20 protein-coding genes are annotated in these 26,750 nt (G+C 60.8%); 8 read left to right on the top strand and 12 right to left on the bottom strand.

Annotation, left to right across the window (positions count from 1 at the left end; all coding sequences use genetic code 11):
* Nucleotides 1–73: 73 nt before the first annotated feature.
* On the bottom strand, nt 74–1,198 hold the full coding sequence (locus F8A88_RS13215; protein ID WP_421958118.1) for an ABC transporter substrate-binding protein: 1,125 nt from the start codon (nt 1,196–1,198) through the stop codon (nt 74–76).
* Between the two features lie 691 nt (nt 1,199–1,889).
* Here F8A88_RS13215 and F8A88_RS13210 point away from each other — a divergent pair.
* Nucleotides 1,890–4,565, top strand: a complete 2,676-nt coding sequence (locus tag F8A88_RS13210; RefSeq protein WP_277752591.1) for a cobyric acid synthase — start codon at nt 1,890–1,892, stop codon at nt 4,563–4,565.
* Between the two features lie 906 nt (nt 4,566–5,471).
* Here the strand turns inward: F8A88_RS13210 and F8A88_RS13205 are convergent.
* The 5 genes from F8A88_RS13205 to murI form a co-directional block, all read right to left on the bottom strand.
* Entirely contained in the window at nt 5,472–6,113 is a 642-nt protein-coding gene (locus F8A88_RS13205) for a TPM domain-containing protein (protein WP_151151640.1), read from the bottom strand.
* Between the two features lie 45 nt (nt 6,114–6,158).
* Nucleotides 6,159–6,896, bottom strand: a complete 738-nt coding sequence (locus tag F8A88_RS13200; protein WP_206666411.1) for a TPM domain-containing protein — start codon at nt 6,894–6,896, stop codon at nt 6,159–6,161.
* 65 nt (nt 6,897–6,961) lie between these two features.
* The gene (locus F8A88_RS13195) at nt 6,962–7,561 is read right to left on the bottom strand and encodes a LemA family protein (protein WP_151151638.1); all 600 of its coding nucleotides are present in this window, start codon (nt 7,559–7,561) and stop codon (nt 6,962–6,964) included.
* Between the two features lie 90 nt (nt 7,562–7,651).
* The gene (locus tag F8A88_RS13190; protein WP_151151637.1) at nt 7,652–7,873 is read right to left on the bottom strand and encodes a hypothetical protein; all 222 of its coding nucleotides are present in this window, start codon (nt 7,871–7,873) and stop codon (nt 7,652–7,654) included.
* 90 nt (nt 7,874–7,963) lie between these two features.
* Nucleotides 7,964–8,815: a glutamate racemase gene (gene murI / locus F8A88_RS13185; protein WP_151151636.1), complete on the bottom strand. Its 852-nt coding sequence runs from the start codon at nt 8,813–8,815 to the stop codon at nt 7,964–7,966.
* 103 nt (nt 8,816–8,918) lie between these two features.
* On the opposite strand from murI, the gene F8A88_RS13180 reads away from it, so the two are divergent.
* From F8A88_RS13180 to F8A88_RS13170, 3 genes are all read left to right on the top strand, one after another.
* Nucleotides 8,919–9,602, top strand: coding sequence for a queuosine precursor transporter (locus F8A88_RS13180; RefSeq protein WP_151151635.1), 684 nt, complete (start codon nt 8,919–8,921; stop codon nt 9,600–9,602).
* 33 nt (nt 9,603–9,635) lie between these two features.
* On the top strand, nt 9,636–10,703 hold the full coding sequence (waaF, locus tag F8A88_RS13175) for a lipopolysaccharide heptosyltransferase II (protein WP_241667456.1): 1,068 nt from the start codon (nt 9,636–9,638) through the stop codon (nt 10,701–10,703).
* Nucleotides 10,704–10,770: 67 nt separating this feature from the next.
* Nucleotides 10,771–11,193 carry a DUF4079 family protein gene (locus tag F8A88_RS13170; protein ID WP_151151634.1) on the top strand — a complete coding sequence of 141 codons (423 nt, stop codon included), beginning with the start codon at nt 10,771–10,773 and terminating at the stop codon, nt 11,191–11,193.
* Nucleotides 11,194–11,260: 67 nt separating this feature from the next.
* Here F8A88_RS13170 and F8A88_RS13165 read toward each other — a convergent pair whose 3' ends face one another.
* Nucleotides 11,261–12,469, bottom strand: a complete 1,209-nt coding sequence (locus tag F8A88_RS13165) for an HDOD domain-containing protein (RefSeq protein WP_151151633.1) — start codon at nt 12,467–12,469, stop codon at nt 11,261–11,263.
* A gap of 24 nt (nt 12,470–12,493) precedes the next feature.
* Nucleotides 12,494–13,366: a CheR family methyltransferase gene (locus F8A88_RS13160; protein WP_151151632.1), complete on the bottom strand. Its 873-nt coding sequence runs from the start codon at nt 13,364–13,366 to the stop codon at nt 12,494–12,496.
* 220 nt (nt 13,367–13,586) lie between these two features.
* Between F8A88_RS13160 and F8A88_RS13155 the strand changes: the two genes are divergently transcribed.
* On the top strand, nt 13,587–15,635 hold the full coding sequence (locus F8A88_RS13155) for a GAF domain-containing hybrid sensor histidine kinase/response regulator (RefSeq protein ID WP_161598421.1): 2,049 nt from the start codon (nt 13,587–13,589) through the stop codon (nt 15,633–15,635).
* A gap of 50 nt (nt 15,636–15,685) precedes the next feature.
* On the opposite strand, the gene buk is transcribed toward F8A88_RS13155, so the two are convergent.
* The 3 genes from buk to ilvN are packed head-to-tail and all read right to left on the bottom strand — an operon-like array spanning nt 15,686 to nt 18,178.
* Nucleotides 15,686–16,765 carry a butyrate kinase gene (buk, locus tag F8A88_RS13150; protein WP_151151630.1) on the bottom strand — a complete coding sequence of 360 codons (1,080 nt, stop codon included), beginning with the start codon at nt 16,763–16,765 and terminating at the stop codon, nt 15,686–15,688.
* A complete protein-coding gene (locus tag F8A88_RS13145) occupies nt 16,762–17,697 on the bottom strand; it encodes a bifunctional enoyl-CoA hydratase/phosphate acetyltransferase (RefSeq protein ID WP_151151629.1) in 936 nt (311 codons plus the stop codon). Before F8A88_RS13145 ends, buk begins: the two co-directional genes overlap by 4 nt.
* Before the next feature lies 1 nt (nt 17,698).
* Nucleotides 17,699–18,178 (bottom strand): acetolactate synthase small subunit, encoded by a 480-nt coding sequence (gene ilvN, locus F8A88_RS13140; RefSeq protein WP_151151628.1) that lies wholly within the window; start codon nt 18,176–18,178, stop codon nt 17,699–17,701.
* 422 nt (nt 18,179–18,600) lie between these two features.
* Here ilvN and argS point away from each other — a divergent pair, with 422 nt between their 5' ends.
* Both argS and F8A88_RS13130 read left to right on the top strand, forming a co-directional pair.
* A complete protein-coding gene (gene argS, locus F8A88_RS13135) occupies nt 18,601–20,244 on the top strand; it encodes an arginine--tRNA ligase (protein WP_151151627.1) in 1,644 nt (547 codons plus the stop codon).
* A gap of 20 nt (nt 20,245–20,264) precedes the next feature.
* Nucleotides 20,265–20,972, top strand: a complete 708-nt coding sequence (locus F8A88_RS13130; protein WP_151151626.1) for an SPOR domain-containing protein — start codon at nt 20,265–20,267, stop codon at nt 20,970–20,972.
* A gap of 345 nt (nt 20,973–21,317) precedes the next feature.
* Here F8A88_RS13130 and hcp read toward each other — a convergent pair whose 3' ends face one another.
* Entirely contained in the window at nt 21,318–22,955 is a 1,638-nt protein-coding gene (hcp, locus tag F8A88_RS13125; protein WP_151151625.1) for a hydroxylamine reductase, read from the bottom strand.
* A gap of 210 nt (nt 22,956–23,165) precedes the next feature.
* On the opposite strand from hcp, the gene F8A88_RS13120 reads away from it, so the two are divergent.
* A complete protein-coding gene (locus F8A88_RS13120; protein ID WP_151151624.1) occupies nt 23,166–26,696 on the top strand; it encodes a PAS domain S-box protein in 3,531 nt (1,176 codons plus the stop codon).
* The last annotated feature ends 54 nt before the right edge of the window (nt 26,697–26,750 follow it).

The raw sequence follows: 26,750 nt of genomic DNA, 5'->3' as shown, positions 1-26,750 counted from the left end.
TGAATCACGAAACGGGCGGGAGCCGGTAAACCGGCTCCCGCCAACAATTACCCGATTGTCGTTGATCGTCTCCCTAGGGGCAGACGGATTCCGCAAACACGAACTGGCCGTTCTCGTCGATGCGGACCACCACGGCGCACTTGATGGGGTCGCCCTGCGCGTCGAACTTCATGTTGCCGGTAACGCCGGCAAACTGCTTGACCGCGGCCAGGGAGTCGCGAATGGCCTTGCGTTCCTTGCGCACGTCGGAATCGATGGAACCGGCGTCCTGAATGGCCTGCAGCACGAGGCGGGTGGCGTCCCAGGTCAGAGCGGCCACGTCGTCAGGCGTGTAGCCGTACTTTTCGGTGTAGCGATCGATGAAAACCTTGGTGTCGCCCTTGGCGCCGGCCGCAGCATAGTGGGTGGAGAAGAACTGGCCCTTGCAGTCGTCGCCGCACAGGGTCATGAGCTCCGCGGAGCCCCAGGCGTCCGAGCCCATGAACGGGCCGTTCCAGCCGAGGTCGTGGGCCTGCTTGATGATCAGGGCCACCTGGTTGTAGTTGTCCGGAAGGAAGATGAAGTCGGGCTTGGCGGACACGATCTTGGTCAGCTGTGCCGAGAAGTCCTGGTCCTTGGTGCCGTGGGACTCAAAGGCCACCACAGCGCCGTCGCCGAACTTCTTGTTCCACTCGTCGCGGAAGATTTCGGCCAGCCCCTTGGAGTAGTCGTTGGAGATATCAAACAGCACGGCCGCGGTCTTGGCGCCGAACTGCTTGGCAGAAAAGTTCACGGCCACCGGACCCTGGAACGGATCGAGGAAGGCGGCGCGGAACACCCACGGACGGTCCTTGGTGGTGTCCGGGTTGGTGGACCACGGCGAAATCATGGGCACGCGGTTGTCATTGCAGGTGCCGCCTGCGGGCACGGCCTGCTTGGAGGAGTTGGGACCGATGATGGCCACAACCTGATCCTGCTCGATGAGCTTCAGGGCCGCGTTCACGGCAGATTCAGCCTTGGATTCGTTGTCTTCGTACACGAATTCCAGCTTGTACTGCTTGCCACCCACTTCAAGTCCGCCCTTGGAATTTATGTCTTCCTTAAGCATTTCGGCAGCATACTTGGACGCCTCGCCCACCTTGGGGATATCACCGGTCATGGGAATGTTGAAGCCGATCTTGATGGTATCGCTATCTCCACCGCCGCAACCGGCCAGCATGAACGCCCCCACAATGAGAAGAGCGGCCATCAGACCGAGTTTACCGAAAAAATCTTTCATACTGCCTCCTGGTACTTGTTGTGTCGAACGATTGTGGCGCAAACCCTCAGAAGCCAATACACAATTTAATAATAAACACAAAGCGTTGCGACGTATGTACCGCCGCACGGCACCTATGCGATGCGAAAGCATCGCATAGGTTTATTGCGCAAAAGACAAAAAAACAGCGCTTTCATTTTTCGTTTGAATCTTTTTTTAACTTTTTTGAAAAAATCGACACTTTTTTTGTTCTTCACTCCCTCCCCGAGAGGCGGCCCATCAAACAAATCCCGCAGATACACCGGCGAGCGCCAGCCTGTGGTCTTGCGGTTGCCCCTGATGCAGCGCCCGCTCCACAAACGCACCGGCCATGCTGTCCTCAAAAGGGCGGCCCGGACGGATTCGCTCAAATGCAAAAGACCACAACACAAAATAATCGATTATCATACCGAAATAAAATGATATAAGTTTAAAACCAACTTTCGACCGCAATGTGAAGCAAAGCACAAAACAATCGTCGGCGATCGAATCATCCTGCTGTCGTGTGTTGCATCTTGTGGAAGTCGAGTTTTCCGAGTACAAGGGTACAACATCTTGAAAAAGTCTAGACATCAGCCGGGCCAACTTGGGTTCGGATTTGGTGGAGGTAGATTTGAAGCAGAGCGTATTTGACGGTTTTCCGCAGGTGCTGGAGCAGCAGCGATACGCCCACGGCGGCAACCTGACAAAAATGGCCGAACAGGCCGGGTGCGCCGCGGACGAGATCTTGGACTTTTCCGCCAGCATGAACCCGCTCGGGCCGCCGGAATGGCTCGGCTCCGAGGTGGGGCGCGCGCTGAACGAGGTGACACACTATCCGGACCCGGACTGCACGGACCTGATAATGGCCGCGTGCGAGGCCTACAAGGTCTGGCCCGCGCAGGTGCTGCCCGGCAACGGCGCGTCCGAACTGCTGCAGGCCGTGGTGGGGCTGGGCGGGTATCGCCGCGCCGTCATCCCCTCGCCCACCTATGTGGACTATGAACGGCTGTGCGCGCTGCACCGGCTGGAAACCGAACACCTGCCCCTGAAGCTGGAAAACGGCTTTCAGGTGGATTTCGTCAAGCTGGGTTCCATGCTTACCACCCCGTCGCTCGTGTTCCTGTGCCAGCCCAACAACCCCACCGGGCAGGCGTTCGACCCGGCCGACCTGCGCGAAGTGGCCGCCATGTTCCCGCAGTCACGGTTCATCGTGGACGAATCCTACGCCGAATTCATGCAGGGTCACCCGGACCGTCTGGTCAAGAACCGTCCCTCCAACGTGATCACCATCATTTCCCTGACCAAATTCTTTTCCATCCCCGGGCTGCGTCTGGGGCTGGCCTTTGCCGATCCGGAAACCATCCTGCGCATGAAGAACCGGCTGCCTGCGTGGTCGGTCAACGCCATGGCCCAGCGCGTGGGCGCGCGCGCCCTGCGCGACACGGACTATGCCGAACGCACCCGCGAGCAGACCCGCCTGCTGCGCAACAGCCTGGCCTCGGCCCTGCGCGAACTGCCCGGCATCCAGGTCTTTCCCTCCAACGCAAATTTCCTGCTCTGCAAGATGGACCGGCTGGGCATGGATGCTCTGCCACTGTATGAAAAGCTGCTCAAGGACAAGGTCGCCATCCGGCTGTGCGGCAACTTCGAGGGGCTGGACAACCAGTGGTTCCGCATTGCCGTGCGCGGCGAGGACGACAACGACCGGCTGGTCCGGGCTCTGCGCCGCGCCACCGGTGTTTCGCGCGGGCCCGTGGTCAAGCGCAACCGACGCACCCCGGCCATCATGCTGCAGGGCACCTGCTCCAACGCGGGCAAAAGCGTGCTGGCCGCAGCCCTGTGCCGCATCCTGCTGCAGGACGGATTCCGCGTGGCCCCGTTCAAGGCCCAGAACATGTCGCTCAACTCCTATGTCACGGCCGACGGCGCGGAAATGGGACGGGCACAGGTCACGCAGGCGGCCGCCTGCCGCCTCGGGCCGGACGTGCGCATGAACCCGGTGCTGCTCAAGCCCGGCTCGGACGTGGGCTCGCAGATCATCGTCATGGGCAGACCCGTGGGCAACATGAGCGTGCGTGAATACGTGCAGTTCAAGCCCCGCGCATGGGAGGCCGTGAAGACCGCCTACGACTCGCTGGCCAACGAGCATGAGGTCATGGTGCTGGAAGGCGCGGGCAGTCCGGCGGAGATCAATCTCAAACACCACGACATCGTGAACATGGCCATGGCCAGGCATGCGGACGCCTCGGTCATTCTCGCGGGCGACATTGACCGCGGCGGGGTGTTTGCCTCGCTGGTGGGCACCATGAACCTGCTCACCCCGGCCGAACGCAAACGGGTGCTGGGTTTCGCCATCAACCGCTTCCGAGGCGATGCCTCCCTGCTGGACCCGGCCCTGAGCTTCACTTTCCAGAACACGGGCAAGCCCGTGCTGGGCGTTGTGCCGTACATCCACAACCTCGGCCTGCCGGAAGAGGATTCCGTGTCCTTCAAGGACGGTTTCCGGCCCGACGAAAAGGACAAGCTGCCCCCGGACCAATGCGTGGACATCGCGGTCATCGACCTGCCGCGCATCTCCAATTTCAACGACATCGACCCGCTCTACGCCGAACCGGACGTGCATGTACGCATCGTGGACTCCGCGCTGGAATTGGGCACGCCCGATGCGGTCATCATTCCGGGCAGCAAGAGTACGGTGCCGGACATGAAGGCGCTCAAGGGCATGGGCATGGCTGCGGCCATCCGCTCTCTGGCCCAAAACGGAACTACCCGCATCATCGGCATTTGCGGCGGTTTCCAGATGCTGGGCGAACGCGTGGACGACCCCTTCGGGCTGGAATCCGACTGCATCCGGCAGGAAGGGTTCGGGCTGTTGCCCGTGCAGACGGAGCTGACGCAGGACAAGACCCTCAAACGCACCGTGGGCGTGCATTGCAAAAGCTCCATGCGCGTGCACGGTTACGAAATCCATCATGGCGAGACACGCCCCCTGTCCTCCGAACTGCGCGTGGCCCTGCGCGACCGCGAGGACCAGCCCCTCGGATTCGGCCTGCCCGACGGCCGGGTCTGGGGAACGTATCTGCACGGCCTGTTCGATTCCGACGACTTCCGCCGCTGGTTCGTGGACCAGTTGCGCATGGACAAGGGGCTGGAGCCGCTGGAACACGTGCAGACCACCTTCAACATCGAGGCCGGGCTTGACCATCTGGCCAGCGTGGTGCGCGAATCGCTGGACATGGACCAGATCTACAATGCGCTTGGGTATGGCCCGTGTTGCAGGCAGGCGCCGCTTATCTACAAGTTGTAGCCTCCGGCGGGCCAAGGGGATTCCCTTGGCAATTCCTTTTGGGCGGCGGAAGGACTCATCTTTCGGGTGGTTGCGCTGACGCGCAGTGAAAAACTCTTTTTTATAGTTCATGCATGAGACGGTTGCGCTGACGCGCAGTCGGACACCGTAGAAGCACCTCTATTGAAGGTTTCGCCCTCCAGGGCGACCTTCTTTTTCTGCTGGCGCAGAGAAAAAGAAGGCAAAAAGCTGCGCTTGACCCGCAGCAGCCCGCGTTCCCTCTCGGCAAGTGCCGTAAACCTTCGCTCCGGGCCGAGCCTTGCTCGGCGAATCCTCCGCTCGCTTAAACGGCACTACGCCTCGTGGGTTTGAGCGGGGTTCGAGGGAAATCAATAGGCTGACCGACGAACAGGCGACGAGTTAATTGATCGAACGGACGCATTTGGTTGCCGCACAATTCCGAAGGACTTTTCCCTCTATTCCGAGTGTCGACTGGAATCGAGCCATCGTATGGCTCGGTGCGATGCTGTACGCACGAGGTCGGTGGTACAAGGTCTAGAAAATCAGCGAGGCACTTCAAATTGCCGACGCAGGGATTGGTTCGTGGGGAGGGAGAGGAAGGTAGGTCGCAGGAAGGGAGGAGAGGGAGGGGGACGCCCCCTCTCTTTCCTCCCTTCCTCAAATGGTTCTCGACTGATAGGTATAAAATACCCCTGTGCGAATGCGCGTCAGCGCAACCCAAAGAACTGAAAGGCTTGTCAATTTCATTGTTGTGCTGACGCGCAATCGTGCAGTGACACGTTGCACCAATCAAAGTAAAAAACTACGCCGAACAATTTCCCACACGCGTGAACGCACCACACAAAAAAGACCCGTTCAGATAAAACGGGCCTTTTCTTTCGTGCGCAAACGCGCAGGTAAAAACAACTACCCCTTGGCCACGCCATCCACAATCAGGTTGGGCAGCTCGTCCGTGTCGTCGGACTTGATGGGGAAATGCTCGGTGATGAGCTCGCCGCAACGCTGCACGGCCGTGCAAATGCCCTCGGCCGGGTTGCGCTCGCGCATGCTGCGGGTAACGATGCCCACAACCTCCTGCCAGACTTCAGGGCTGACCTTGTCGTTGATGCCCTTGTCCGCCAGCACCTGCACCATGCGCTCGTACACGGAAACATAGATGATGATCCCGGTCTGGTCGCGCGTGCGGTGCAATCCGTTGAGGAAAAAACTGGTTATGGCGGCCTCGTTCACTTCCTCTGCCATCTGGCGCTTGGAAAGAAACGGCTTCCTGAACACGGGAACCGTCCGCAATATAACCTGAAAAACAAGATAGCAGGCCAGAAACGCGGTCAGAAACATCCACATGTCGTTCGTGCCGAACCCTGTGCACAGGGCCAATGCCCCGGCCACGCCCAGCACCAGCGCCCCGAAGGCCACGGCCGCGGGATACTGGTAGCTCTCGGCCGCGATGACCGGCACGATCTCGCCGGACGTGCGCGTTTCCACGTCCCTGACGCATTCGATAATGCGCTTCTGCTCTTCCGGAGTGAGAAAACCTTTGGCACCCATTGCAGTTCCTTGAAGTCGTTTGTAGTTGATGGCGAAAAACCGATTCTACCAGCCGCCGGACGCGCCGCCGCCGCCGAATCCGCCGCCACCGCCGGAAAACCCGCCGAAACCGCCGCCACCGAACCCTCCCGAGGACCGGGACGAACCGCTCATCATGGACCCGGCGATAAGCAGCGGCAGTATGCCGCTGGAACGTCGTCCGCCGCGCCTGCCCAGACTCCCGAACATCCAGATGGGCACGAACAGGGCCAGAAAGACCAGCTTGAAAATGGACCCTGCGCCACCCGAACGTTCCCGTTTCAGGCCGCTGCCCTTGTATTCGCCGCGCACGGCCTTGGCCATGGCCGTGGTGGCCATGAGAAAGCCCTCGTCAAACCGGCCGGCCTTGAACGCGGGAGTCAGCACATTGTCGATGATCTGGCCGGAAAGCACGTCCGTGAGACGTCCTTCCAGACCGTAGCCCACCTCGATGCGCATCTTCCTGTCGCCCTTGCTGACCAGCAGCAGGGCACCGTTGTCCTTGCCCTTTTGCCCGATGCCCGCAGCCTCGGCCACGCGCAGGGAGAAATCCTCGAGGGAATCGCCCTGCAGCGAGGGAACCGTGACCACCACAACCTGCGTGGAGTCCGAGGCCTCCAGCTGCGTCAGCATGGCGTTGATCTGCTGTTCGGTCTTGGGTGAGATCATGTTCGCGTAGTCGTTGACCCGCGCCTTGACCTCGGGAACGTCCAGCGCCCGGGCCGACGGCGCGGCAAGAAAAATCGCGCATGCGAACGCGACCATTCCCAATACGGCCGTCAGGTGTCTGTGCATGAAGTGTGTGTGCATGGTGTGCCTATGGATTCCCGCTAGCTCTTGGACCCGAAGTCAACCTTGGGTGCGTTCTTGGCGCCGCTTTCCGCCGCAAAGAATTCCTTGCGCTCCAGATGCAACAGCATGGAGTTGGTCAGGGAATTCGGGAATTTGCGGATGGAGAAGTTGAACGCCTTGACCGCATCGTTGTAGCGCTTGCGGGCCACGGCTATACGGTTTTCCGTGCCTTCGATCTGGTGTTGCAATGCAAGAAAATTCTGGTTGGCCTTGATTTGCGGATACCGCTCCACCACCACCATGAGCCGGGACAGGGCCGAACTCAAACCGCCCTGCGCGTCCGCAAACTTCTGCAACGCTGCCTTGTCGCCCAATTGCTTAGGAGTGATGGTGGTTTGGGTAGCCTTGCTGCGCGCTTCCACAACAGCCTGCAAGGTATCCTTTTCGTGGGCTGCCGCCGCCTTGACCGTTTCCACGAGGTTGGGAATCAGGTCGGCACGGCGTTGCAGGGCCGCTTCAAGATCGCCCCATGCGCCAAACACGTTTTCCTCGCCCTGCTGCATGGAGTTGTAGCCGCACCCGGTCAGGGGCAGGCAGAAAAGGGCCAGGGCCAGCAGCATGACAATGCGTTTGATCATATTGGAATCCCGTTGTTTTCAAGTTTACGATACGGAACCCTAATACCCAACCCCCAGCAGTGCCGCAAGGGAAATGATCCGCTTTTGCACCTACGCTTTTTCCGGCGTGCCCGGCAAACAGAATGACCGATCATGGTCCGGCCTGTGCGCGGCTTTTTGTCTGGTTCCGGTCTTTGGCCCCGATTCCATGCGCTGCAGGGCTTCGGCCAGCATCTCCGCATTGGGGCTGCGGGGTCGCAGAAAACGAAACGCCGTGAACACCGCCACCACCAGAACCAGCCCCACGGCCATGTCCAGATGAATGCAAACCATGGTCTCCTCCCGTGCTGATCGTCCATGATCAGACAATCACACGGGAGCTACAACCGTGCGGCAATCCGGTGCCAATTCGGTTAAGGCGGGCTACAGGTCCACCAGCTCCACCTGCTCCGGGCCGATGTGCGTACCCAGAAAGCGCGTGCCCGTGCGCGCGAACCGCTCCACGTCGTCCGTGGTCAGGAAACGCGCCTTGCCCAAACAGCCGGACTCGGCCAGCATGCCGGATTCGACCAGCCGGTCGTGGACCACCTCTGCAGTGGTGGCTGCGGAATCCACAATGCGCACGCCCTTTCCGAGCACGGCGCGAATGGCCGGTTCCAGCAACGGGAAATGGGTGCAGCCCAGCACCAGCGAGTCCGGGCGCTCTTTTTCGGGAAGGGAAAATATCGGCTCCAGATAGCGGGCGGCAACAGCCTCGGCAATGGGACCGTCCACCCAGCCCTCCTCGGCCAGCGAGACAAACAGGGGACAGGGCTGCCCCTTGATATGCGCTTCCGGCCGGATGTGTGCGATGGCGCGGTGATACGCCCCCCCGGCAATGGTGCCCTCGGTGGCCACCACCGCGATGATGCCGTTGCGCGAGGCTGCGCAGGCCGCGCGTGCACCCGGCTCCACCACCCCGACCACGGCAAGGCCCGGATAGGCCTCGCGCACCGCGTCCAGAGCCACGGCACTGGCCGTGTTGCAGGCTACCACCAACATCTTGATGCCGCGCCGCACCAGTGCCCCGGCCGCCTGTACCGCATAGCGTGTCACGGTCTGCGGGCTCTTGGTGCCGTAGGGCAGGCGCGCGGTGTCGCCCAGATACAGGACATCCTCGCCGGGCAGCCGTTCGCGCAGGGCCTTGAGCACGGTCAGCCCGCCCACGCCGGAATCGAACATGCCCACGGGCTGTGCGGAATCAATGGGTATTTCAATAAAATCGTCTGCGTTCATGATGGGGGACTGCACCACATTTCCGGCCAAAAACCAAGAACAACCTGCACGCCCGGCCCGCCCGGATTTGACACGGCCGTGAAATGGGGGCAAAGGAACGCCCATGAACGAAATCCTCTGGCTTGTTTTCGCGGTCATGGACCTGTGTCTGGTTCTGGCGGTCTACCGTCTTTTCGGACGCACCGGCCTCTTTGCCCTCATCGTCTTCAACCTGCTGCTGTGCAACATACAGGTCATGAAAACCGTCGAGCTGTTCGGGCTGACCACCACGCTGGGCAACATTCTCTATGCCAGCGTGTTTCTGGCCACGGACATGATCAGTGAATTCTACGGCAAGAAAGACGCCAAAAAGGCGGTCATGCTGGGATTCGTGACGCTGCTCATGATGGTGGGCTACATGCAGCTGGCCCTGCTTTTCCAGCCCGCAGCCGACGACTTCGCCCAGCCGCACCTTGCGGCCCTGTTCGGGTTCATGCCCCGCATCGCGCTGGGCAGCCTCGCCGCCTACCTTGTTTCCCAGATGCATGACATCTGGATCTTCCACATTATCAAGGAACGCACCGGCGGCAAGCATCTCTGGCTGCGCAACAACCTGAGCACCATGTCCAGCCAGCTGCTGGATTCGCTGGTCTTCTGCTCCATCGCCTTTCTGGGCCTGTTTCCCATGAACGTGTGGTGGGAGATCGTGATCTCCACCTACGTCATCAAGCTGGCGGTGGCCGCTCTGGACACGCCGTTCATGTACCTTGCCCGCCGCCTGTTCCACAGGCCCGAGGCCACGGCCTAAAAGCCGGAAGACCCTGCCCGGAAAGACCGCCACATGAAGGACAAAAACCGGAACATGCACGAATACAGAAAGATAGGCGTCTGGCAGACCGCGTTCATCGGCGATGCCGTGCTCACGCTGCCCCTGCTGGCCGCCCTGCACCAACGCCACCCCGAAGCCGAAATCCATCTCTGGGTACGCGCCGGGCTGGAACCGCTCTTTGCCGGGCAACCCGGCGTGCATGCGGTCCACGGCTTCGACAAACGCGGCACGGACCGCTCCCTGTTCTCGGCCATGCGGCTGGGCAGACAGATCCGCGCACAGGGTTTCGACCTCTGGATATCCGCACACCGCAGCCTGCGCAGCGCACTGGTGGCCCGCAGCACCGGCATTGCCACGCGCATCGGTTACGACACGCCGTGGTTCAACCGCATGGCATACACCACAACCGTTTCGCGCCGCTTTGACCAGCTGGAGGAAATCGAGCGCCTGCACCAGCTGCTGGCTCCGCTGGGCATTTCCCTGCCCGCACCCCAGGCCCGGCTGACGCTGCCGCAGGCGGAACAGGACCGGGCCGAAAAATTCTGGCACGAAAACGGACTGGTCGGGGACCGCGTCCTGGGCGTGCACCCCGGTTCCACATGGCCCACCAAATGCTGGCTACCCGAATATTTCGCGAAAATCATCCGCAAGGCCGCCAACCACGGCATCACCGTGCTCGTTTTCGGCGGTCCCGAGGAAACCAGACTGGTGGCGGACATCATTGAAAAGGCAGGAGGCACGGGCCGCTATGTGCACAACCTCGCGGGCAGGCTCTCGCTGGTGGAACTGGCCGCGGCCATAGGCCGCCTCGATGCCTGCCTGACCAACGACTCCGGCCCCATGCACCTTGCATGGACACAGGGCGTGCCGCTGGTGTCCCTGTTCGGCCCCACTGTGCGCAAGCTGGGCTTTTTCCCGCGCGGGGAAGATTCCACGGTTCTCGAGGTCGAGCTGGGCTGTCGGCCCTGCGGCCTGCACGGCCCCAAACGCTGCCCCAAGCGCCACCACAAATGCATGAAAGCCATTACCCCGGACATGGTCTGGGACGCCCTGGCCCCCCTGCTGGACGAAGAACTGTAACGTCCCCCTTGAAACCGGCGGATAATGCGGTAGTATCAAGCGAAACCGGAACAACATCGGAGGCGTCATGCTTTGGATTCATCCCCTGCTTCAGGCCGTGGCCACCCTGTTGGCCCTGAACGTGGCCTATCTCGGCGTGGAACGTTTTGCCGGACGCCACCTCGGCGCACGGCGCACCTTTCTCTGGAAACGCCACGTACGCCTCGGCCTGATCGCGGAACTGCTCTGGCTCGGCGGGCTTGTTGGCGGCCTGCTCATGGTCCGCATGTCATGGTCCGCAAACTTCGTGACCGGCAATCACTACAAGGTGGCCTTTGCCATGCTGCCGTTCATGGCCCTGAGCATGGGCACGGGCCTGTTCATGAACAGCAACAGGAAAAAACGCACCCTGCTGCCGCTGGTGCACGGGGCCGCCGGGGGCATCCTGCTGCTCATGGCCCTGTATCAGGTGGTGTCGGGCTGGCGAGTGGTGCAGGACTTCCTGCTCTGAAAAACAAGACCGCAACTCATCATTGTAGAGAGTTGCGGTCTTTCAACCTGCCGATTTACTTTTTCATTCAAAAAAAGGCGTGCTGAATCTGGTCTATCTGCTCATCGTAGGCCGAGATGGCCTCGCGCAAAAAGCCCACGCCGGTTCCCATCAATTCCCACGCGCCTTCGGCCATGCCCGGCACCACGTACATGCCACCTTCGGCAATGCTCACCGCGTTGGCGATATTGTCGGCCACGTTGACGATGGCCGGCTCCAGAGGATTGGGATAGGCCATGGGGTCATGGTGGTAATTGATGATCTCCGAAAGCCCCTGCGGGAACTTCCATTCCGCCAGAAGGTGGCGGCTCACGTCGGTATGGTCGAAGCCGATGACCTCCCGCTCGGCCTCATGCAGGGGAATGCTGTTTTCACGTGCGAACAGCATGGCCTCCCGCGAGGCGTAGGGGATTTTCTTGAACATGATCAGGCGGCCCACGTCATGCAGCAACCCGGCGATGAACAACCGCTCGGGCTGCAGTCCGTTCTGCTTTTCCGCCAGCAGGCGTGCAAACACACCGCAGGAAATGGAATGCCGCCAGAACTGCTCCATGTTGATCAGTTCGGGCGGGATATCCTTGAAATAGCTGATGGTCGAAATGCCCAGCGCCAGCGTGGAAAGCTCCTTGCCACCCACAAGCGCCACGGCCCGGCTGATGGAATCGATGGATGAGGTAAACCCGTAGAACGGGCTGTTCACCAACTTGAGCAGCTTGGCGGAAAGCCCCACGTCCGTGCTGACCACCTTGGCGAGCCTGTCTGCGGACACGTTGGGGGAGTCGAGCACTTCCCGAATGCGGAAATACACGTCCGGAAAACTTTCCAGCTCGGTTTCGTGTTTCACGATATCGGCCGGGGTGCCCATATCCTTGAGAAAGATGTCGTCCATGTGTTCCACGGTCTGCGCCCTGCGTTCCTCCTCGGAAGGCAGGTTCCAGCCCGAAGCAACGGCCACGGCGGTCCTGTCCAACGAAATGCGGAACAATTCGAGCATGGGGGCGTGGTCGGGATTCACATACAGATAGAAATCCCGGACATATTCCTCCAACGCTCGGACCATGTCCGCGTTCAGCTCTGCCTTGGGGGCATCGACCTCCACATCTTCGATGCCCGCGCGCACAAGCATCTGAATGTGCCTGTCAGTCAACTCAAGCCCCCTGGGCAGCAGCATCCTGCCGTCCGAGGTCTTGAGGTCGCACGACAGGACCATTCCTGATTGCAGCTCGTTTATGCGCATTCTCTGTCTATCCTCCCCGCTCCCCTATTCCTTCCTGTAGGCAATGGTGCCGGGATGAAACTCCGGCTTGAAGGCCTTGGTGATCTTGTGCAACGACTCGGAATGGCCGAGCATGAGGTATCCGCCCGGCACAAGGTTGTCGTAAAACGAATTGATCACCTTCTTCTTCATGGCTTCGTCGAAATATATGATCACGTTCCGGCAAAACACGATGTGGGAACGCGGAATCCGCTTCAGTGCAAGGGGGTCGTTCAGGTTCATGAGCCTGAAATCAACTAGTTTGGCCACTTCGGGCTTGATGCGCAAGCCATCGGCTTCCTTGGTGAAATACTTTCTCTGAATGGCTTCCGGCGTGGTCTTCATGGCGTAGTCGTTGTAAACGCCCTCACGGGCCTTCTTGATCATGGCCATGGAAATGTCGTTGGCGTTGATGCGGATGCGCCATTGCGAAATGGTCGGGCCGAGCAGTTCGAAAAGCAGAATGGCCAGCGTGTACGGCTCCTCTCCCGAGGAACACCCTGCGGACCAGATGTTCAATTCCTTCTTGCCCAGTTTGCGCTGGCCGTCCAGCACCGACGACAGCACCTTGGAGGAAAACGCCTCCAACTGCCTCACATCGCGGTAGAAGCTGGTCTCGTTGGTGGTGATCATCTCGAACAACCGGACCATCTCGTCCTTGCGGCTCGAATCGAACTTCAAAAACTTGAGATAATCGCCGAAGCTGCCAAGCCCCAATTCCTGCAGACGCTTCCTGAATCGACTTTCGAAAAGATACTTGCGCTTTTCATCAACAAAGATACCACTCTTTTCATAGATGAAGTCGCGCAACTGGACGAACTCGTCGTCCGTTATGGAGACTCCCTTGCGAAGAGAAATGGAACTTGAAAACAGGGACATTCAGCTTCCTCGTTGCACTTTGCCTTCAAATAAAACAGGCCGTTCTAACCTATTCAATATCTTCTTAATCGGGAAATGGCAATTCCCACCACCCTGCGGCGGAAAAGCATGCCCTGTCCCATTAGGCGTCATTGCGAACCAGCATGCAATTATATGCTCTTCTGCATTCGATGTTTTTCAGGTACTACCTTCCCAGCACCACCCAAGGGAGAAGACTACCATGCCCGGAACTGATTACTCGCCCACGCTGTCGAAACTCAACGCCCTGTTCGGCGAACTGGGCACCAATCCGGATGAAAACATCCAGCGCATCGTCCGCGCCACAGGCGAGATACTGCAGGGAGCCTGCACCCTGTTCAACAGGCTGGACAATCAGGAACAGTCCCTGTGCGCCTGGGCCGCGCACAACGCGCCCCACGACCTTCCGGAAAGCGACCCGGCCTGCGGCCACATATGCTACGAGGCAACCATCACCGGCCAGGATCGGCCCGTGTCCATTCCCGACATAAACGAAACCCGCTTCGCCACCACCGATCCCTATGTCCGGCGCTACGGTCTGCGCAGCTACCTCGGCCATCCGGTGCGGTTGCAGGGCAAGGCCATCGGCGCCCTGTGCATCGTGGACATGCAGCCCCGGGAATTTTCACGGCGCGACATAGACACCATCTCCACATTGGCCAAGGCCATATCGCTGGAAGAAGAACGCAAACGCATTCAGGACGGGTTCGAGAAATCCCGGAGCATGCTCGAGGAAATGCAGAGCCTTGCCGCCATCGGTGGCTGGGAAGCCGACCCCGTGACCCTCAAAAGCACATGGACCCCGGAAATATACCGCATTCTCGAAATCACCGGCACCCAGCCCCCCCCGGGCATGGAGCTTCTGGGCATGTGCGCCGGGCCGCGCCAGCGCCGGCGGGTGCTGGCGGCCATGCAACGCGTACGCCGCGGACAAAGCCCCCAGACCACGGAATTCAAAATCCGCACCCCCAGGGGAACCCTCAAGTGGATCCGGGCCTCGGCCCGTGCCCACGCGGACAACGGTGTCATTCACAAGATTTTCGGTTCGGTGCAGGACATTACCGCCAGCAAGGAAGCAGAGCGTGCCCTGAAACGCGCACGCGACGAGGCCCAGGCCGCCAGCACGGCCAAAACCGAATTCCTGGCCAACATGAGCCACGAGGTGCGCACCCCGCTCAACGGTGTGCTGGGCATGCTCCAACTCACGCTCAGGACCGAACTGGACCAGGAACAGCGCGAATACATGGACATCGCCCTGCATTCCTGCCGCGGCCTGCTGACCATCATCAACGACCTGCTGGACCTTTCCAAGATCGAGGCCGGAAAAATCACGCTGGCCCGCGATCTGGTGGACCTGCCCCAGACCGTGAACGCGGTTGTGCAGGGCTTCCGGCATCAGGTGGCGGACAAGGACGTGAACCTGAGCTACTCGCTGGACAGCCGCATACCGGACAATCTGGTGGGGGACGGCGGACGCCTCCGGCAGATTCTATTCAATCTGGTGGGCAATGCCGTAAAATTCACGCCCTCGGGAACCGTGCGCCTGGACGTGACCCCGCTGGCCCGCAACAAGGACACGGCCCATATCCTGTTTTCGGTTTCGGACACGGGCGTGGGCATACCGGACGAGGCCCTGGAACGGATATTCGAACCCTTTGAGCAGGCGGACACCGGGCTGCAACGCTCCGTGCGCGGAACCGGGCTCGGGCTGGGCATCGTGCGCAAGCTGGTGCACCTCATGGGCGGCACCCTGACCCTTGCCAGCGAACAGGGCAAGGGCACCACCATCTATGCCTCCATTCCGCTGGGCCTGCTGGAGGCGCAGGAAGACGAGCAGCTCTCCCCGACAGACCACGCCCAAGGCGAGGGCCTGAACATCCTGCTGGTGGAGGACAACCCCGTAAACCGCACCGCGCCCAAACTGTTTCTGGAAAAACTGGGCAACACCGTGCGCTGGGCGGAACACGGACGCCAGGCCCTGAACCTTATGCAGGAAAACCGCTTTGACGTGGTGTTCATGGATCTGGAAATGCCGCACATGGACGGCATAGAAACCACCAAACGCATCCGCGCGGCAACGGACATGGCCACCCCGGCCTCTGTGCCGGTCATTGCCATCACCGCGTTCGCCTTTCCTGCAGATCGCAAACGATGCTTTGACGCGGGTATGGACGCCTTCCTGACCAAACCCGTGGACTTCAAGGAGCTGGAACAGATCGTGCGCAGCATCCACAAGGCACCGGCCCGCTGACAAAAAAAGGCCCCGGAATCCCGGGGCCGTGCAAGCGAAAACGATCTGCCCTATCCGGCATAGGTCCGCACGGGCTCGCTGCCGGCAAGGGCCATGCACACGCCAAAGGCCAGCGCCGCCATTTCCACGCTTCCGGGCACCACCTTCACCGGAGCCAGACACGAAAGCATGCGGGTGAGTTCCTGCACCAGAGCGGTACTGCGGGCCATGCCCCCGGTGAGCACGATGGCGTCCAGCCGGTCCTGCACGCCGTCCAGAGCGGAAGGCACCATGGCCCCCACATGCTTGGCTATGCTGTAGGCCATGGCCTTGAAAATCGCGATGCAGTGTTCGTCGCCCTCGTTCATGCGCCGTTCCACCTCGCGCATGTCGTTGGTGCCCAGATGCGCCCACAGTCCGCCCTCGCGCAACACGGTCAGGCGCAGGGACTCGAAGCTCTGGCCGTTGTGCATGCGCTCCAGCATGGGCAGTACGGGCAGGGTCCCGGTGCGTTCGGGCGTAAACGGCCCTTCGCCGTCCAGACCGTTGGTAACGTCCACCACCCGCCCCCTGCGGTGCGCGCCCACGGACATGCCGCCGCCCATATGCGCCACCACCAGACAACAATCCTCGTACACGCGGCCTGCCAGTCGCATGGCCCTGCGGGCGGCCCCGCGCTGGTTCAGGGCGTGAAACACGCTGCGCCGTTCCAGCCCGGGCATGCCGGTGACCCGGGCGCGCGCGTCCATTTCGTCCGTAACCACCGGATCCACGATGTAGGCGGGCACGCCCCATTTCTGCGCCAAGTCACGCGCAAGCCCGGCCCCCAGATTGCAGGGATGTGAGCCATACTTGCTGGCTGCCAAATCGTCCAACATATTGTCACACACTTCGTAAACCCCACCTTCAAGGGGTGCCAGCAGGCCGCCACGGCCCGCGACCGCGTCCACATCGGATCCGTCCACGCCGTGATCGGCCAGCACCTTTTCGATGGCCAACATGCGCAGGGGGGCCTGCCCGCTCACGCTGCCGCAAGCGGCCAGCTCTTCCTTGGAATGCTGCAATTCCTCTTCGAAAAGCTCTTCACGCTCGCGAAACAGGGCCAGCTTGGTGGATGTGGAACCGGGGTTGATGACAAAAACCGTGCTCATTGTTGCGCTCTCCTGCCCAGATAGGCCGCAAGGGCGAGTGAATAGAATTTGGACTTGTCCGAATCGCCGCGGGACGGCACCACCACGGGAACGCGGCTGCCCACCACCACACCGGCAATGGTCACCCGGCAGAACGAACTGAGGGACTTGTACAGAATGTTGCCGCTCTCGATGTCCGGGGTCAGCAGTATGTCCGCCTGCCCGGCCACGGGACCGGAAACGCCCTTGCAGGCCGCGCTGTCCAGATTCACGGCCAGATCCAGCGACAACGGGCCATGCACCTCGGCCTCGCCGAATTCGCCCTTGGAGGCCATCTTGGTGATCACGTCGCCGTCCAGAGTGGCGGGCATGGCCGGATAATTGACCTTTTCCGTGGCGGCCAGCAGTGCGCAGCGGGGCTTTGCTATGCCCAACGTGCGGGCCACGCCAATGGCGTTCTTGAGGATGTCCACCTTGCGCTGCAGGTTGGGCGCAATGTTCACGCCAGCATCGGTCACGAACATGATGCGCTCGTCCGTGGGCGACGTGAATACGCCCACATGGCTGAGGATGCCGGTCTCGGGCGGCACGCCGGTTTCCTTGTTGAGCACGGCCTTGAGCAGCGTGGCCGTAGGCACCAGCCCTTTCATGACAAAGGAGACCTCGCCCTCGCGGAACAGGCGCACGGCCTCGGTCACGGCCTGCCCGTCATCGGGCATGTGGATCATGCGCAGGCTGGAAATGTCCAACCCGTTCCTGTCCGCCACCTCGCGGGTCTTGTCCGCATCGCCGATGAGCACGGGTTCGGCAACGCCCTGTTCATAGGCATGCAACCCGGCCCGGAGCACGAAATCCTCTGCCGAGCGGGCAATGGCCACCCGGGGCATGTCACCCAACGACTGAACGGCCCGGACAATATCGTCCAGGCTCCTGATAATCGGTAGGCTGTCCATGCTATTCGTCCCCGCGCTTCAGGGCGATCATGCCGGAACGGCACATGCTGCGGATGCCGTAGCCCGCCAGCATGTTGATCAAACCGTTGACCCGGTCCTGATCGCCGGTCATTTCCACGGTGATGGTTTCTTCGCCCATGCCCACCACGTTGGCGCGGAAAACCTCGAAAACCTGCATGAGCTGGCCGGTCTTTTCCCGGTCCATGTCCACCTTGATCATCACCAGCTCGCGGTCCACGAACTCCTTGCGGGCAAGATCGTCCACCTGCACGATGGGCTCCATGTCCTCCAGTGCGCGCGTGATGGTGTCGATTTCCGCTTCCTCGCCCTCCACCTGAATAACCAGGCGCGAGACCTCGGGGTTCTCGGTTTCCCCGGCCGCCATGGACCGGATATTGGCATTGTATTTTCCGAACTCCGCCGTCATTTCGGCCAGAACGCCGGGGCGGTTCTTGGCCAGAGCGCTGATGGTTCGCAACATTATTTCGTCTCCTGTATTTTGGGATTTTTCCGTGTATACGCTCATGGGCAAAAAAACGAAAGTCCGGCCCCAGAAACCGGACCGGGAGAAAGTCCCAACCCGAAGGCCATTGCATAAGCGTACCCTTCCTGCGGCAACGCCAGTGTGCCGCCTGCACACCCAGCGGCACCCCCTCCCGGACTCCGAACCCGAAAGCTCCCCGGTCTCCGAGGCTGGCGGGAACCGTGCGAAGACGATGCGCAAGAAACGGACAGGGACGACGCGTACACAACGTACGCGAGGATCTGACCGTTTTGACGCAACGCCGCCAGCGTGCGGTTCCCGCCAGCCGGGGGGAGCCGTGCAATAAGACTTGGATTAGCAAACAAAAGGTGCTACGCCCACTTCCACGACGATATATTTCCATAGGAGATGCACGAATAATGCGAGCAAAACTGCACCTGGAAGAGATTCTCAGGCAGATTGTGGCCGAATGCGGCTGGGAGTGGCCGGAAAAGGCCGTCATAGAACCGCCCAAGGACAAGCAGTTCGGTGACATGAGCGCCAACGTGGCCATGATGCTGGCCAAACAGGCCAAGAAGGCCCCGCGCCAGATCGCCGAAGACATTGCGGAAAAGGCGCGTCAGGACAGGCATGTCGAATCCGTGGACATTGCCGGGCCGGGCTTTCTGAATTTCACCATGGGCCGCGACTTCTGGCAGGAGACCGCGCGCATCGTTGCCGAGCAGGGCGCTGACTACGGCACCCTGACCGTGGGAAAGGGCACCAGAGTTCAGGTGGAATACGTTTCCGCCAACCCCACCGGGCCGCTGCACATCGGCCATGGCCGCGGCGCGGCTCTGGGCGACAGTCTGGTGCGCATTCTGGAAAAAGCCGGGTACGAGGTGGAGGCCGAATACTACGTGAACGACGCGGGGCGCCAGATGCTCATTCTGGGCCAGTCCATTCTCTATCGCCTGCGCCAGATCAAGGACCTGAACCCGGCAGAGCCCGAGGACTACTACAAGGGCGACTATATCCGCGACATCGCCGCGCAGGTTTTGGAACTGCATCCCGGCATTCTGGACGGTTCCGAAGAGGATGCCGCGGAAATCTGCAAGAATATCGGCATGAACGCCATTCTTGACGGCATCCGCGAGGACCTGGCCGCGTTCGGCGTGCGCCACGACGTGTGGTTCTCGGAAAAAAGCCTCGTGACCGACGGCATGGTGGACGAGACTTTCAGCGATCTGCGCAAATCGGGCCTCGGCTTCGATGATGACGGCGCCTTCTGGTTCAAATCCACGGATTTCGGTGACGACAAGGACCGCGTGCTGCGCAAGTCCAACGGCGACACCACCTATTTTGCCTCGGACATCGCCTACCACGACAACAAGTTCAAACGCGGCTTCGACGTGGTCATCGACATCTGGGGCGCGGACCATCACGGCTACATCCCCCGCATGCAGGCGGCCTGCGAGGCCATCGGCAACAAGGGCAAGCTGCACGTGATCCTGGTCAACCTCGTGAACCTGCTGCGCGACGGCACGCCCATCGCCATGAGCACGCGCGCCGGGCAATTCGAAACCCTCAAGGACGTTGTGGACGAAGTGGGTGCGGACGCGGCCCGGTTCATGTTCCTTTCCCGCAAGTCGGATTCCGGCCTTGATTTCGACCTTGAACTGGTCAAGCAGAAAACCATGGACAACCCGGTCTACTATGTGCAGTACGCCCATGCGCGCATCTGCTCGCTCATGCGCAAGGCGCAGGAACAACAGGCAAAAAAGGCCGACCCCACCCCAGAGGCACTGGCCCTGCTGAACACGAAACACGATTTCGAACTGCTGCAGTTGCTGGACCGCTACCCCGACGCCGTGGAAGCGGCCGCGCGCGGCGAAAGCCCGCACATCATCAGCATTTATCTGCGGGAACTTGCCTCCACCCTGCATAGATACTATACCAATTGCCACGTACTTTCCGCCGAGGCCGAACTCTGCGCCGCCCGACTGCTGCTGCTGGACTGCGTTGCCGGAGTGGTGGCCAACGGCCTGGGACTGCTCGGCGTGGGCGCTCCCGAACGAATGTAACGACCGTCCCGGAGGGATGCATGACGGCCAGCAAGGAAAAAAAGAAATACAACGTGCGGGTCCCCAAAATGCCGGGGGAACAAAAGACATGGACTTTTACCCTGTCACTTTCCGGTATGATCACGGTGCTTGGCTCCGTGGGTGTGGCCCTGAGCCTGTTTTTCATTCTCGGCCTGCTCGTGGGACGCGGCTACCAGCCGGAACAGTCCGTGCCGCAGCTTGCGGCCATCATGCCCAGCCAGCACGGCGCGGCCAACGCCACCAAGGCGCCCTCCGTGCTCAAGGCCGAAGAGCTGACCTACCCGGAAACGCTGGCCAAGGCCCCCAAACAGGTGGGCCAGCCCGAAGAAGCCGAACCGGAAAAGCCCAAGCCGACCACGACAAGAAAAGCGAAACCGGCAACAACCGCTCCCAAAGCTGAACAGGCCGCTCCGGCAGCCAAACCCGAGGCGCAGACCGCCGCCGGGCAGAAAATCTACGACTACACCTATCAGGCTGCATCGTTCCGCAAGCAGGACATGGCCGAATCCCTGCGCACCAAGCTGGCCGGTGCCGGACTGAACGCGGTGCTCGAATCCGCGGACACTGCCAAGGGCACGTGGTACCGGGTGCTGGTCAGGCATCGCGGCACGCCGGATTCCACGGCTGCCATGAAGTCCACCTTGAACAAATTCGGCATTGCACGACCGCTCATGAAGCGCAAAAAACTGGTTGCCCCAGCCCAATAAGCACAACGGCCCCGGATGCACGTCCGGGGCTTTTTTTTATGCGCTGTGCTGACGCGCAGTTTTTTGCCTTCTTTTTCCTGCTCCATCAAAAAATGATGATCGCCCTAGGGGGAGCGAAGCCGCCCCCCGGTGTTCCACCGTGCGTAAGCGTACAAAACAAATGCAAACGCTGCGCCCCCCATCCTCTTCACGCAACAACCCCAAAACCAATCATTCAATCAGAGCCTTACACTATTTCTAGATATTTTCTAGAAATACGCCCGTATCCCGGAAACCACAAAAAAACGGGCGGAACAGCAACCGCTGCCCCGCCCGAATGACGTATCCCGATGCAACAGTAAGCGCCTAGCCCAGAATGGCTTTCAAGTCCTCATCCGGGGTGGAAATGGGCTTGAGATCGTACTTCTCCACAAGGAAGTTGAGCACGTTGGGCGTAATGAACGCGGGCAGGCTGGGTCCGAGGCGGATGTCCTTGACTCCGAGCGCCAGCAGGGAAAGCAGAATGGCCACGGCTTTCTGCTCGTACCACGAAAGCACCAGCGACAGCGGCAGGTCATTGATGCCGCAGTCAAAGGCCTCGGCAAGGGCCGTGGCGATCTTCACCGCGGAGTAGGCGTCGTTGCACTGACCCACGTCCAGCAGGCGCGGGATGCCGCCGATGTCGCCCAGCTTCTTGTCGAAAAAGCGGAACTTGCCGCAGGCCAGCGTCAGCACCATGCAGTCTTCAGGAACCTTTTCCACGAACTCGGTGTAATAATTGCGGCCGGGCCGGGCGCCGTCGCAACCGGCCACGAGGAAGAAGTGACGAATGTCTCCGGCCTTGACCGCATCAATGACCGTGTCGGCAACGCCCAGCACCGCATTGTGGCCGAACCCGACCATCACGGAACCCTTGTCCTCGTCCTGCGCGAACCCGGGCATTGCCAGCGCCTTTTCAATGACAGCGGAAAAGTCCTTGCCCGAACCGTTCTCCGTGATGTGGGCCGCGCCGGGCCAGCCCACGAGGCCGGTGGTGAAAATGTTGCCCAGATAGGATTCGGCGGGCTTCTGGATGCAGTTGGTGGTCATGAGAATGGCTCCGGGGAACGCGGCAAACTCCTTGAGCTGGTTCTGCCACGCCGTGCCGTAATGACCATGAAAGTGTTCGTGCTTCTTGAGCTCCGGGTAGCCGTGGCAGGGCAGCATTTCCCCGTGGGTGTATATGTTGATGCCCGTGCCCTCGGTCTGCTGCAGGAGCATGTCCAGATCCTTGAGGTCGTGGCCGGATACCAGAATGGCCTTGCCCTGCGTGGCGCCCAGCGGCACTTCGGTGGGGACGGGATGCCCGTAGGTCCCGGTGTTGGCCGCATCCAGCAGTTCCATGGCCATGATGTTGGCGTTGCCGCAGTCCAGTGCGCGCTGCACCCATGCGCCGAGGTCCATGTCCGTGCGCAGGGTGTCGGCAAGCAGACCTTCCACGGCCTCGTACAGCGCGGGGTTTTCCTGTCCGAGAATCTCGGCGTGGTCCGCATAGGCGGCAACGCCCTTGAGCCCGTAGATGACGGTCTGCTTCAGGGACTTGATATCCGCATCGGTTTCCGGGTCGTTCTCAATGCCCACGGCCTCGCCCTGCGGCACCAGCGCGGCCATGTCCGCAGCCGGCACAAGCCTGGCGGCCTCATGCCATGCCGGAGAAACGCCCTTGGCGGCCAGCGCGGCCTTCAGGGATTCGCGACGCTCCACCACTTCGTTCAGCATGGGCACGAAACGCGCGGCATCGAAATTCACGTTGGTCAGGGTCGAAAAAAGTGCACGACACGTGAACGCGCCTTCGCCGCCGCTAGCCACATGGTTTTTGCGGGCCTCGACAGCCACCTGCGAAAATCCCTGCAACGCATACACGAGCAGGTCCTGAAGCGCGGCCACGTCCGGCTGCTTGCCGCACACGCCGATCCTGGTGCATCCGGAACCCTTGGCAGTCTGTTCGCACTGGTAACAAAACATATGGTCTCCTCCTGTTTGAAAAAACGGTTTCACTGTTCTGTGTCCATTGCCTAGCCCGGAGCAGGGGCACACTCCATGACTTGAGTCAAAAAACAACAGGCAGCCGGCTTTTCCCGCAAAAAAGGGACCAAAAAGTCGCAAACACGGTTTGTTGGCAAAAATACGTACCATCTGATAGAAAGCGGACAGACATGAACAACCGGGTCTGATATGCGCTGGCAAAAAACATCCTGTTTCCTGTGGGCCGCCCTTGTGTTGGCGAGCGTCACGGCTGCGGCCCCCACTGCGGCCCGCGCTGCCGCGTCCCCGGAAAACCGCGGGCGGCAGGTGCTGCTGCTCTGTTCCTACCACCAGACCCTGCCCTGGCAGGAACAGGTGCTGCGCGGCGTGGACAGCGTGCTGCATCCCAAGCAGGCAGGCATCGACCTCATGGTGGAGAACATGGACACCAAACGCGTGGCCTTCACCCCGGAATACCGCGAACAGCTGCGGCAGGTCTTTGCCCACAAATACGGAAACAAGAAACTCGACCTGATCCTTGTCTCGGACAACAATGCCTTCGATTTCCTGCGCCAGTACCACGACCAGCTGTTTCCCGGCGTGCCCGTGGTCTTTTGCGGGGTCAACTTCTTCCGTCCCGAAGACCTGACAGGATATCCCCTGTTCACGGGCGTGGCCGAAGAGTTCGACGCGCTGGGCACCCTGAAACTGGCGCGCACCCTGCATCCGGGCGTGGAGCAATTCTACATCATCAACGACTACACGCCCACGGGCATCGCCTGGGCCGAAAGCATGCGCAGGCAACTGGACGGCTTTGCCCCCAGCCTGCGCATTACCTACGCGCCGCCGCTGCCCATGGACAAACTGCTCGCACAAGTTGCGGCCCTGCCCAAAAACACCGTGGTGCTGCTGGGCGCGTTCTTCCGGGACAGCGCCGGAAAATTCCATGACAGCGCAACGGCCTCGCGCCTCATCTCCAAAGCCAGCAAGGGCCCCGTATACGGGCTGCTGGAAGCGGACATCAACAACGGCATCATAGGCGGCAAACTCATCAGCGGCTTCCATCAGGGGCAACTCATGGCCCAGATCGGACTGCTCGTGCTTTCGGGCCGCCCCCCGTCCCTCATCCCGGTGAACACCACGGGCCGGACACGGACCATGTTCGATTTCAACCAACTGAAACGATTCCACATCCCCCTCTCGGAGCTGCCGCAGGACAGCTTCATCACCAACCGGCCGCGCTCGTTCTACAGCGAATACGGCAATCTGGTCATCGGCGGCGTGGCCTTTCTGGCCGCCCAGAGCCTGATCATCATATTTCTCATGCTGAACACGGCCAAACGGCGCCAGGCCGAAAAGCACCTGCGCCGCGCGCACCACTCCCTCGAAGAACGCGTACAGGCCCGCACCGCAGAACTCAAAACATCGGAAAGCGCCCTGCGCACCGTGTTCGACAGCACCCACGACGCCATCATCATCCACCTCAAGGACGGCACCATCCTCGATGTGAACAAACGCATGCTGGACATGTTCAAGGTGTCGGAAAAACAGGCATTCAACCTTTCCTTTGCCCGCGACATTTCCAGCCCGGCCAGCCCGGTGCACCGCCTGCCCACGGTCTGGGAACGGGTGGTTCGGGGCGAGGCCCACTTTTTTGAATGGCGCATGCGCCGCCCCATGGACGGCGTGGAATTCGACGCGGAAATCCAGCTCACGGCCATAAGCTACAAACAGCACGACGCCATTCTGGCCAACATCCGTGACATCAACGTGCGCAAGGAGTCGGAAAACAGGCTCAAGCAGACGCTGGAAAAACTGGAAGCCATTCTGGAAAACAGCCTCATGGGCATCGCCATGACCAAGGGGCGGCATTTTTCGGCCATCAACCGACGCGGCGCGGCCATCTTCGGCTTTGAACCCGAGGACTTCATCGGCATGAACCCGGCCACGGTGCTTCCGGGCGACAGCTTTGAATCATTCCTGACCGTGGCCCGGGATTCCCTGCGCATGACCGGCGAATACAACGCGGAGCAGCTGTTCAGGACCCGCGACGGTCGCGACATCTGGTGCTCCATGTACGGCAAGGCCATTGACGCGGACAATCTGGACAAGGGCGTGATCTGGGCCTGGGACGACATCACCCACAGCCGCCAGTCCCTGAAGGAGTTGGAAAAAGCCCGCGAAGAGGCCGAATCCGCCAACAAGGCCAAAAGCGAATTCCTGGCGGCCATGAGCCACGAAATCCGCACGCCCATGAACGCCATCGTGGGTATGACGGACATCACCCTGCAGACCGATCTCTCCCGGGAACAGCGGGACTATCTGGGCACTGTCAAGGACTCGGCCGAGCACCTGCTCTCCATCATCAACGACATCCTCGACCTGACCAAGATCGAAGCCCGCAAGCTGGAACTGGACCGCGTTGATTTCGACCTGTTCCAGCATCTGGAAACCACGGTCAAGGGCATGGAAGTACAGGCGCAGCAGAAAGAGCTCGACCTCTCGCTGCACATCGGGCAGGACGTGCCGTCCTGCGTCAAGGGCGACCCGGTCTGCCTGCGCCAGATTCTGGTGAACCTGCTGGGCAACGCGGTCAAATTCACCCACAAGGGCGGCATCGAGGTACGCGTTTCCGCATCCCCGGAAACCGCACCGGACGGGGCGCGGGTCAACGGTGTGCGTTTCGAGGTAAGCGACACGGGCATCGGCATTCCCGAAGAATTCATGGAATCCATTTTCCAGAGCTTCAGCCAGAGCACGCGCCAGTATGGCGGCACCGGGCTGGGGCTGGCCATATGCAAAAATCTGATCGGTCTCATGGGCGGGGAAATCCACCTGACCAGTACCGTGGGCAAAGGCTCCTGTTTCCGGTTCGACGCATGGTTCGAGCCGGGCATCTGCCCGCTGCCCGCACCCAGAAACGAACAAAGCGAGAACACCGGGACCAAACCCGGCTCGCTGCGGGTGCTCCTGGCCGAGGACAACGAGGTCAACGTCATGGTGGCCAGCCTGCGGCTGGAGGAAATGGGGCACACCTTCGAGGTAGCCCACACCGGGGAGGAAACCCTGTCACTGCTGGCCGAAAAGACTTTCGACCTCGTGCTCATGGATGTTGAAATGCCGGTCATGGACGGCCTGCAGGCCACCCGCATCATCCGGGCCGGAGGCAAAAACAACGACATCGACAATCCGGACGTGCCCATCATCGCCATGACCGCCCACGCGCTCAAGGAATTCAGGGACAAATGTCTGGAAGCGGGCATGAACGCCTATGTTGCGAAACCAGTGGACTTCGCGGAACTGGGCACGGTCATGGACCGGCTGACCAGCATAACGTCCCGCTCCCCGGGTTCCGACCCGGCAACACCGCCGCAGGCCGCCGCCCAAGAACAAACAGAGGCGGGGCTTCCGGAAGACGACGACAAACCGCACGTGCCTGCCATGCAGGAACTCGGACTTTCCGAAGAAATGTTCCGGGACATGCTGCAGACCGCACACCGCCTGTCGCACGAACATGCCAACACCCTGCTCCACGCTCTGGATCAATCGGACATGGACGCGGCCCGGCAAACGGCCCGAACCCTGAGCAACGTCTGTCTTGTGATCGGGGCAACCCAGGCCCGCGACACCGCGCTGCATCTCATGGCCGCCTGCCGACTGGGAAGCATTGAAGAAAGCCGCGCCCTGCTGAAAACCTTTGTTCAGGATCTCGACACGCACACTCAAAGCATCACGAAATAACGGGTTTTACTTTGCGATTGTCGCTTACTAGGGTAACAATACGACAAAGGAGCA

The sequence above is a fragment of the Pseudodesulfovibrio senegalensis genome (genome assembly GCF_008830225.1).
Lineage (GTDB): Bacteria > Desulfobacterota > Desulfovibrionia > Desulfovibrionales > Desulfovibrionaceae > Pseudodesulfovibrio > Pseudodesulfovibrio senegalensis.
The sequence above is the reverse complement of the archived record's forward strand: the minus strand, read 5'-3'. Positions and strand labels throughout refer to the sequence as shown.

Excerpts from the sequence above, each read along its gene's own strand:
- F8A88_RS13200 (WP_206666411.1), bottom strand. The coding sequence starts at position 6,896 with ATGGTCGCGTTCGCATGCGCGATTTTTCTTGCCGCGCCGTCGGCCCGG.
- F8A88_RS13205 (WP_151151640.1), bottom strand. The coding sequence starts at position 6,113 with ATGGGTGCCAAAGGTTTTCTCACTCCGGAAGAGCAGAAGCGCATTATC.
- F8A88_RS13165 (WP_151151633.1), bottom strand. The coding sequence starts at position 12,469 with ATGCGCATAAACGAGCTGCAATCAGGAATGGTCCTGTCGTGCGACCTC.
- hcp (WP_151151625.1), bottom strand. The coding sequence starts at position 22,955 with ATGTTTTGTTACCAGTGCGAACAGACTGCCAAGGGTTCCGGATGCACC.
- F8A88_RS13215 (WP_421958118.1), bottom strand. The coding sequence starts at position 1,198 with ATGCTGGCCGGTTGCGGCGGTGGAGATAGCGATACCATCAAGATCGGC.
- F8A88_RS13145 (WP_151151629.1), bottom strand. The coding sequence starts at position 17,697 with ATGGACAGCCTACCGATTATCAGGAGCCTGGACGATATTGTCCGGGCC.
- F8A88_RS13190 (WP_151151637.1), bottom strand. The coding sequence starts at position 7,873 with ATGGTTTGCATTCATCTGGACATGGCCGTGGGGCTGGTTCTGGTGGTG.
- waaF (WP_241667456.1), top strand. The coding sequence starts at position 9,636 with ATGAAGGACAAAAACCGGAACATGCACGAATACAGAAAGATAGGCGTC.
- F8A88_RS13180 (WP_151151635.1), top strand. The coding sequence starts at position 8,919 with ATGAACGAAATCCTCTGGCTTGTTTTCGCGGTCATGGACCTGTGTCTG.
- F8A88_RS13120 (WP_151151624.1), top strand. The coding sequence starts at position 23,166 with ATGCGCTGGCAAAAAACATCCTGTTTCCTGTGGGCCGCCCTTGTGTTG.
- F8A88_RS13155 (WP_161598421.1), top strand. The coding sequence starts at position 13,587 with ATGCCCGGAACTGATTACTCGCCCACGCTGTCGAAACTCAACGCCCTG.
- ilvN (WP_151151628.1), bottom strand. The coding sequence starts at position 18,178 with ATGTTGCGAACCATCAGCGCTCTGGCCAAGAACCGCCCCGGCGTTCTG.
- F8A88_RS13130 (WP_151151626.1), top strand. The coding sequence starts at position 20,265 with ATGACGGCCAGCAAGGAAAAAAAGAAATACAACGTGCGGGTCCCCAAA.
- murI (WP_151151636.1), bottom strand. The coding sequence starts at position 8,815 with ATGAACGCAGACGATTTTATTGAAATACCCATTGATTCCGCACAGCCC.
- F8A88_RS13160 (WP_151151632.1), bottom strand. The coding sequence starts at position 13,366 with ATGTCCCTGTTTTCAAGTTCCATTTCTCTTCGCAAGGGAGTCTCCATA.
- F8A88_RS13195 (WP_151151638.1), bottom strand. The coding sequence starts at position 7,561 with ATGATCAAACGCATTGTCATGCTGCTGGCCCTGGCCCTTTTCTGCCTG.
- buk (WP_151151630.1), bottom strand. The coding sequence starts at position 16,765 with ATGAGCACGGTTTTTGTCATCAACCCCGGTTCCACATCCACCAAGCTG.
- argS (WP_151151627.1), top strand. The coding sequence starts at position 18,601 with ATGCGAGCAAAACTGCACCTGGAAGAGATTCTCAGGCAGATTGTGGCC.
- F8A88_RS13170 (WP_151151634.1), top strand. The coding sequence starts at position 10,771 with ATGCTTTGGATTCATCCCCTGCTTCAGGCCGTGGCCACCCTGTTGGCC.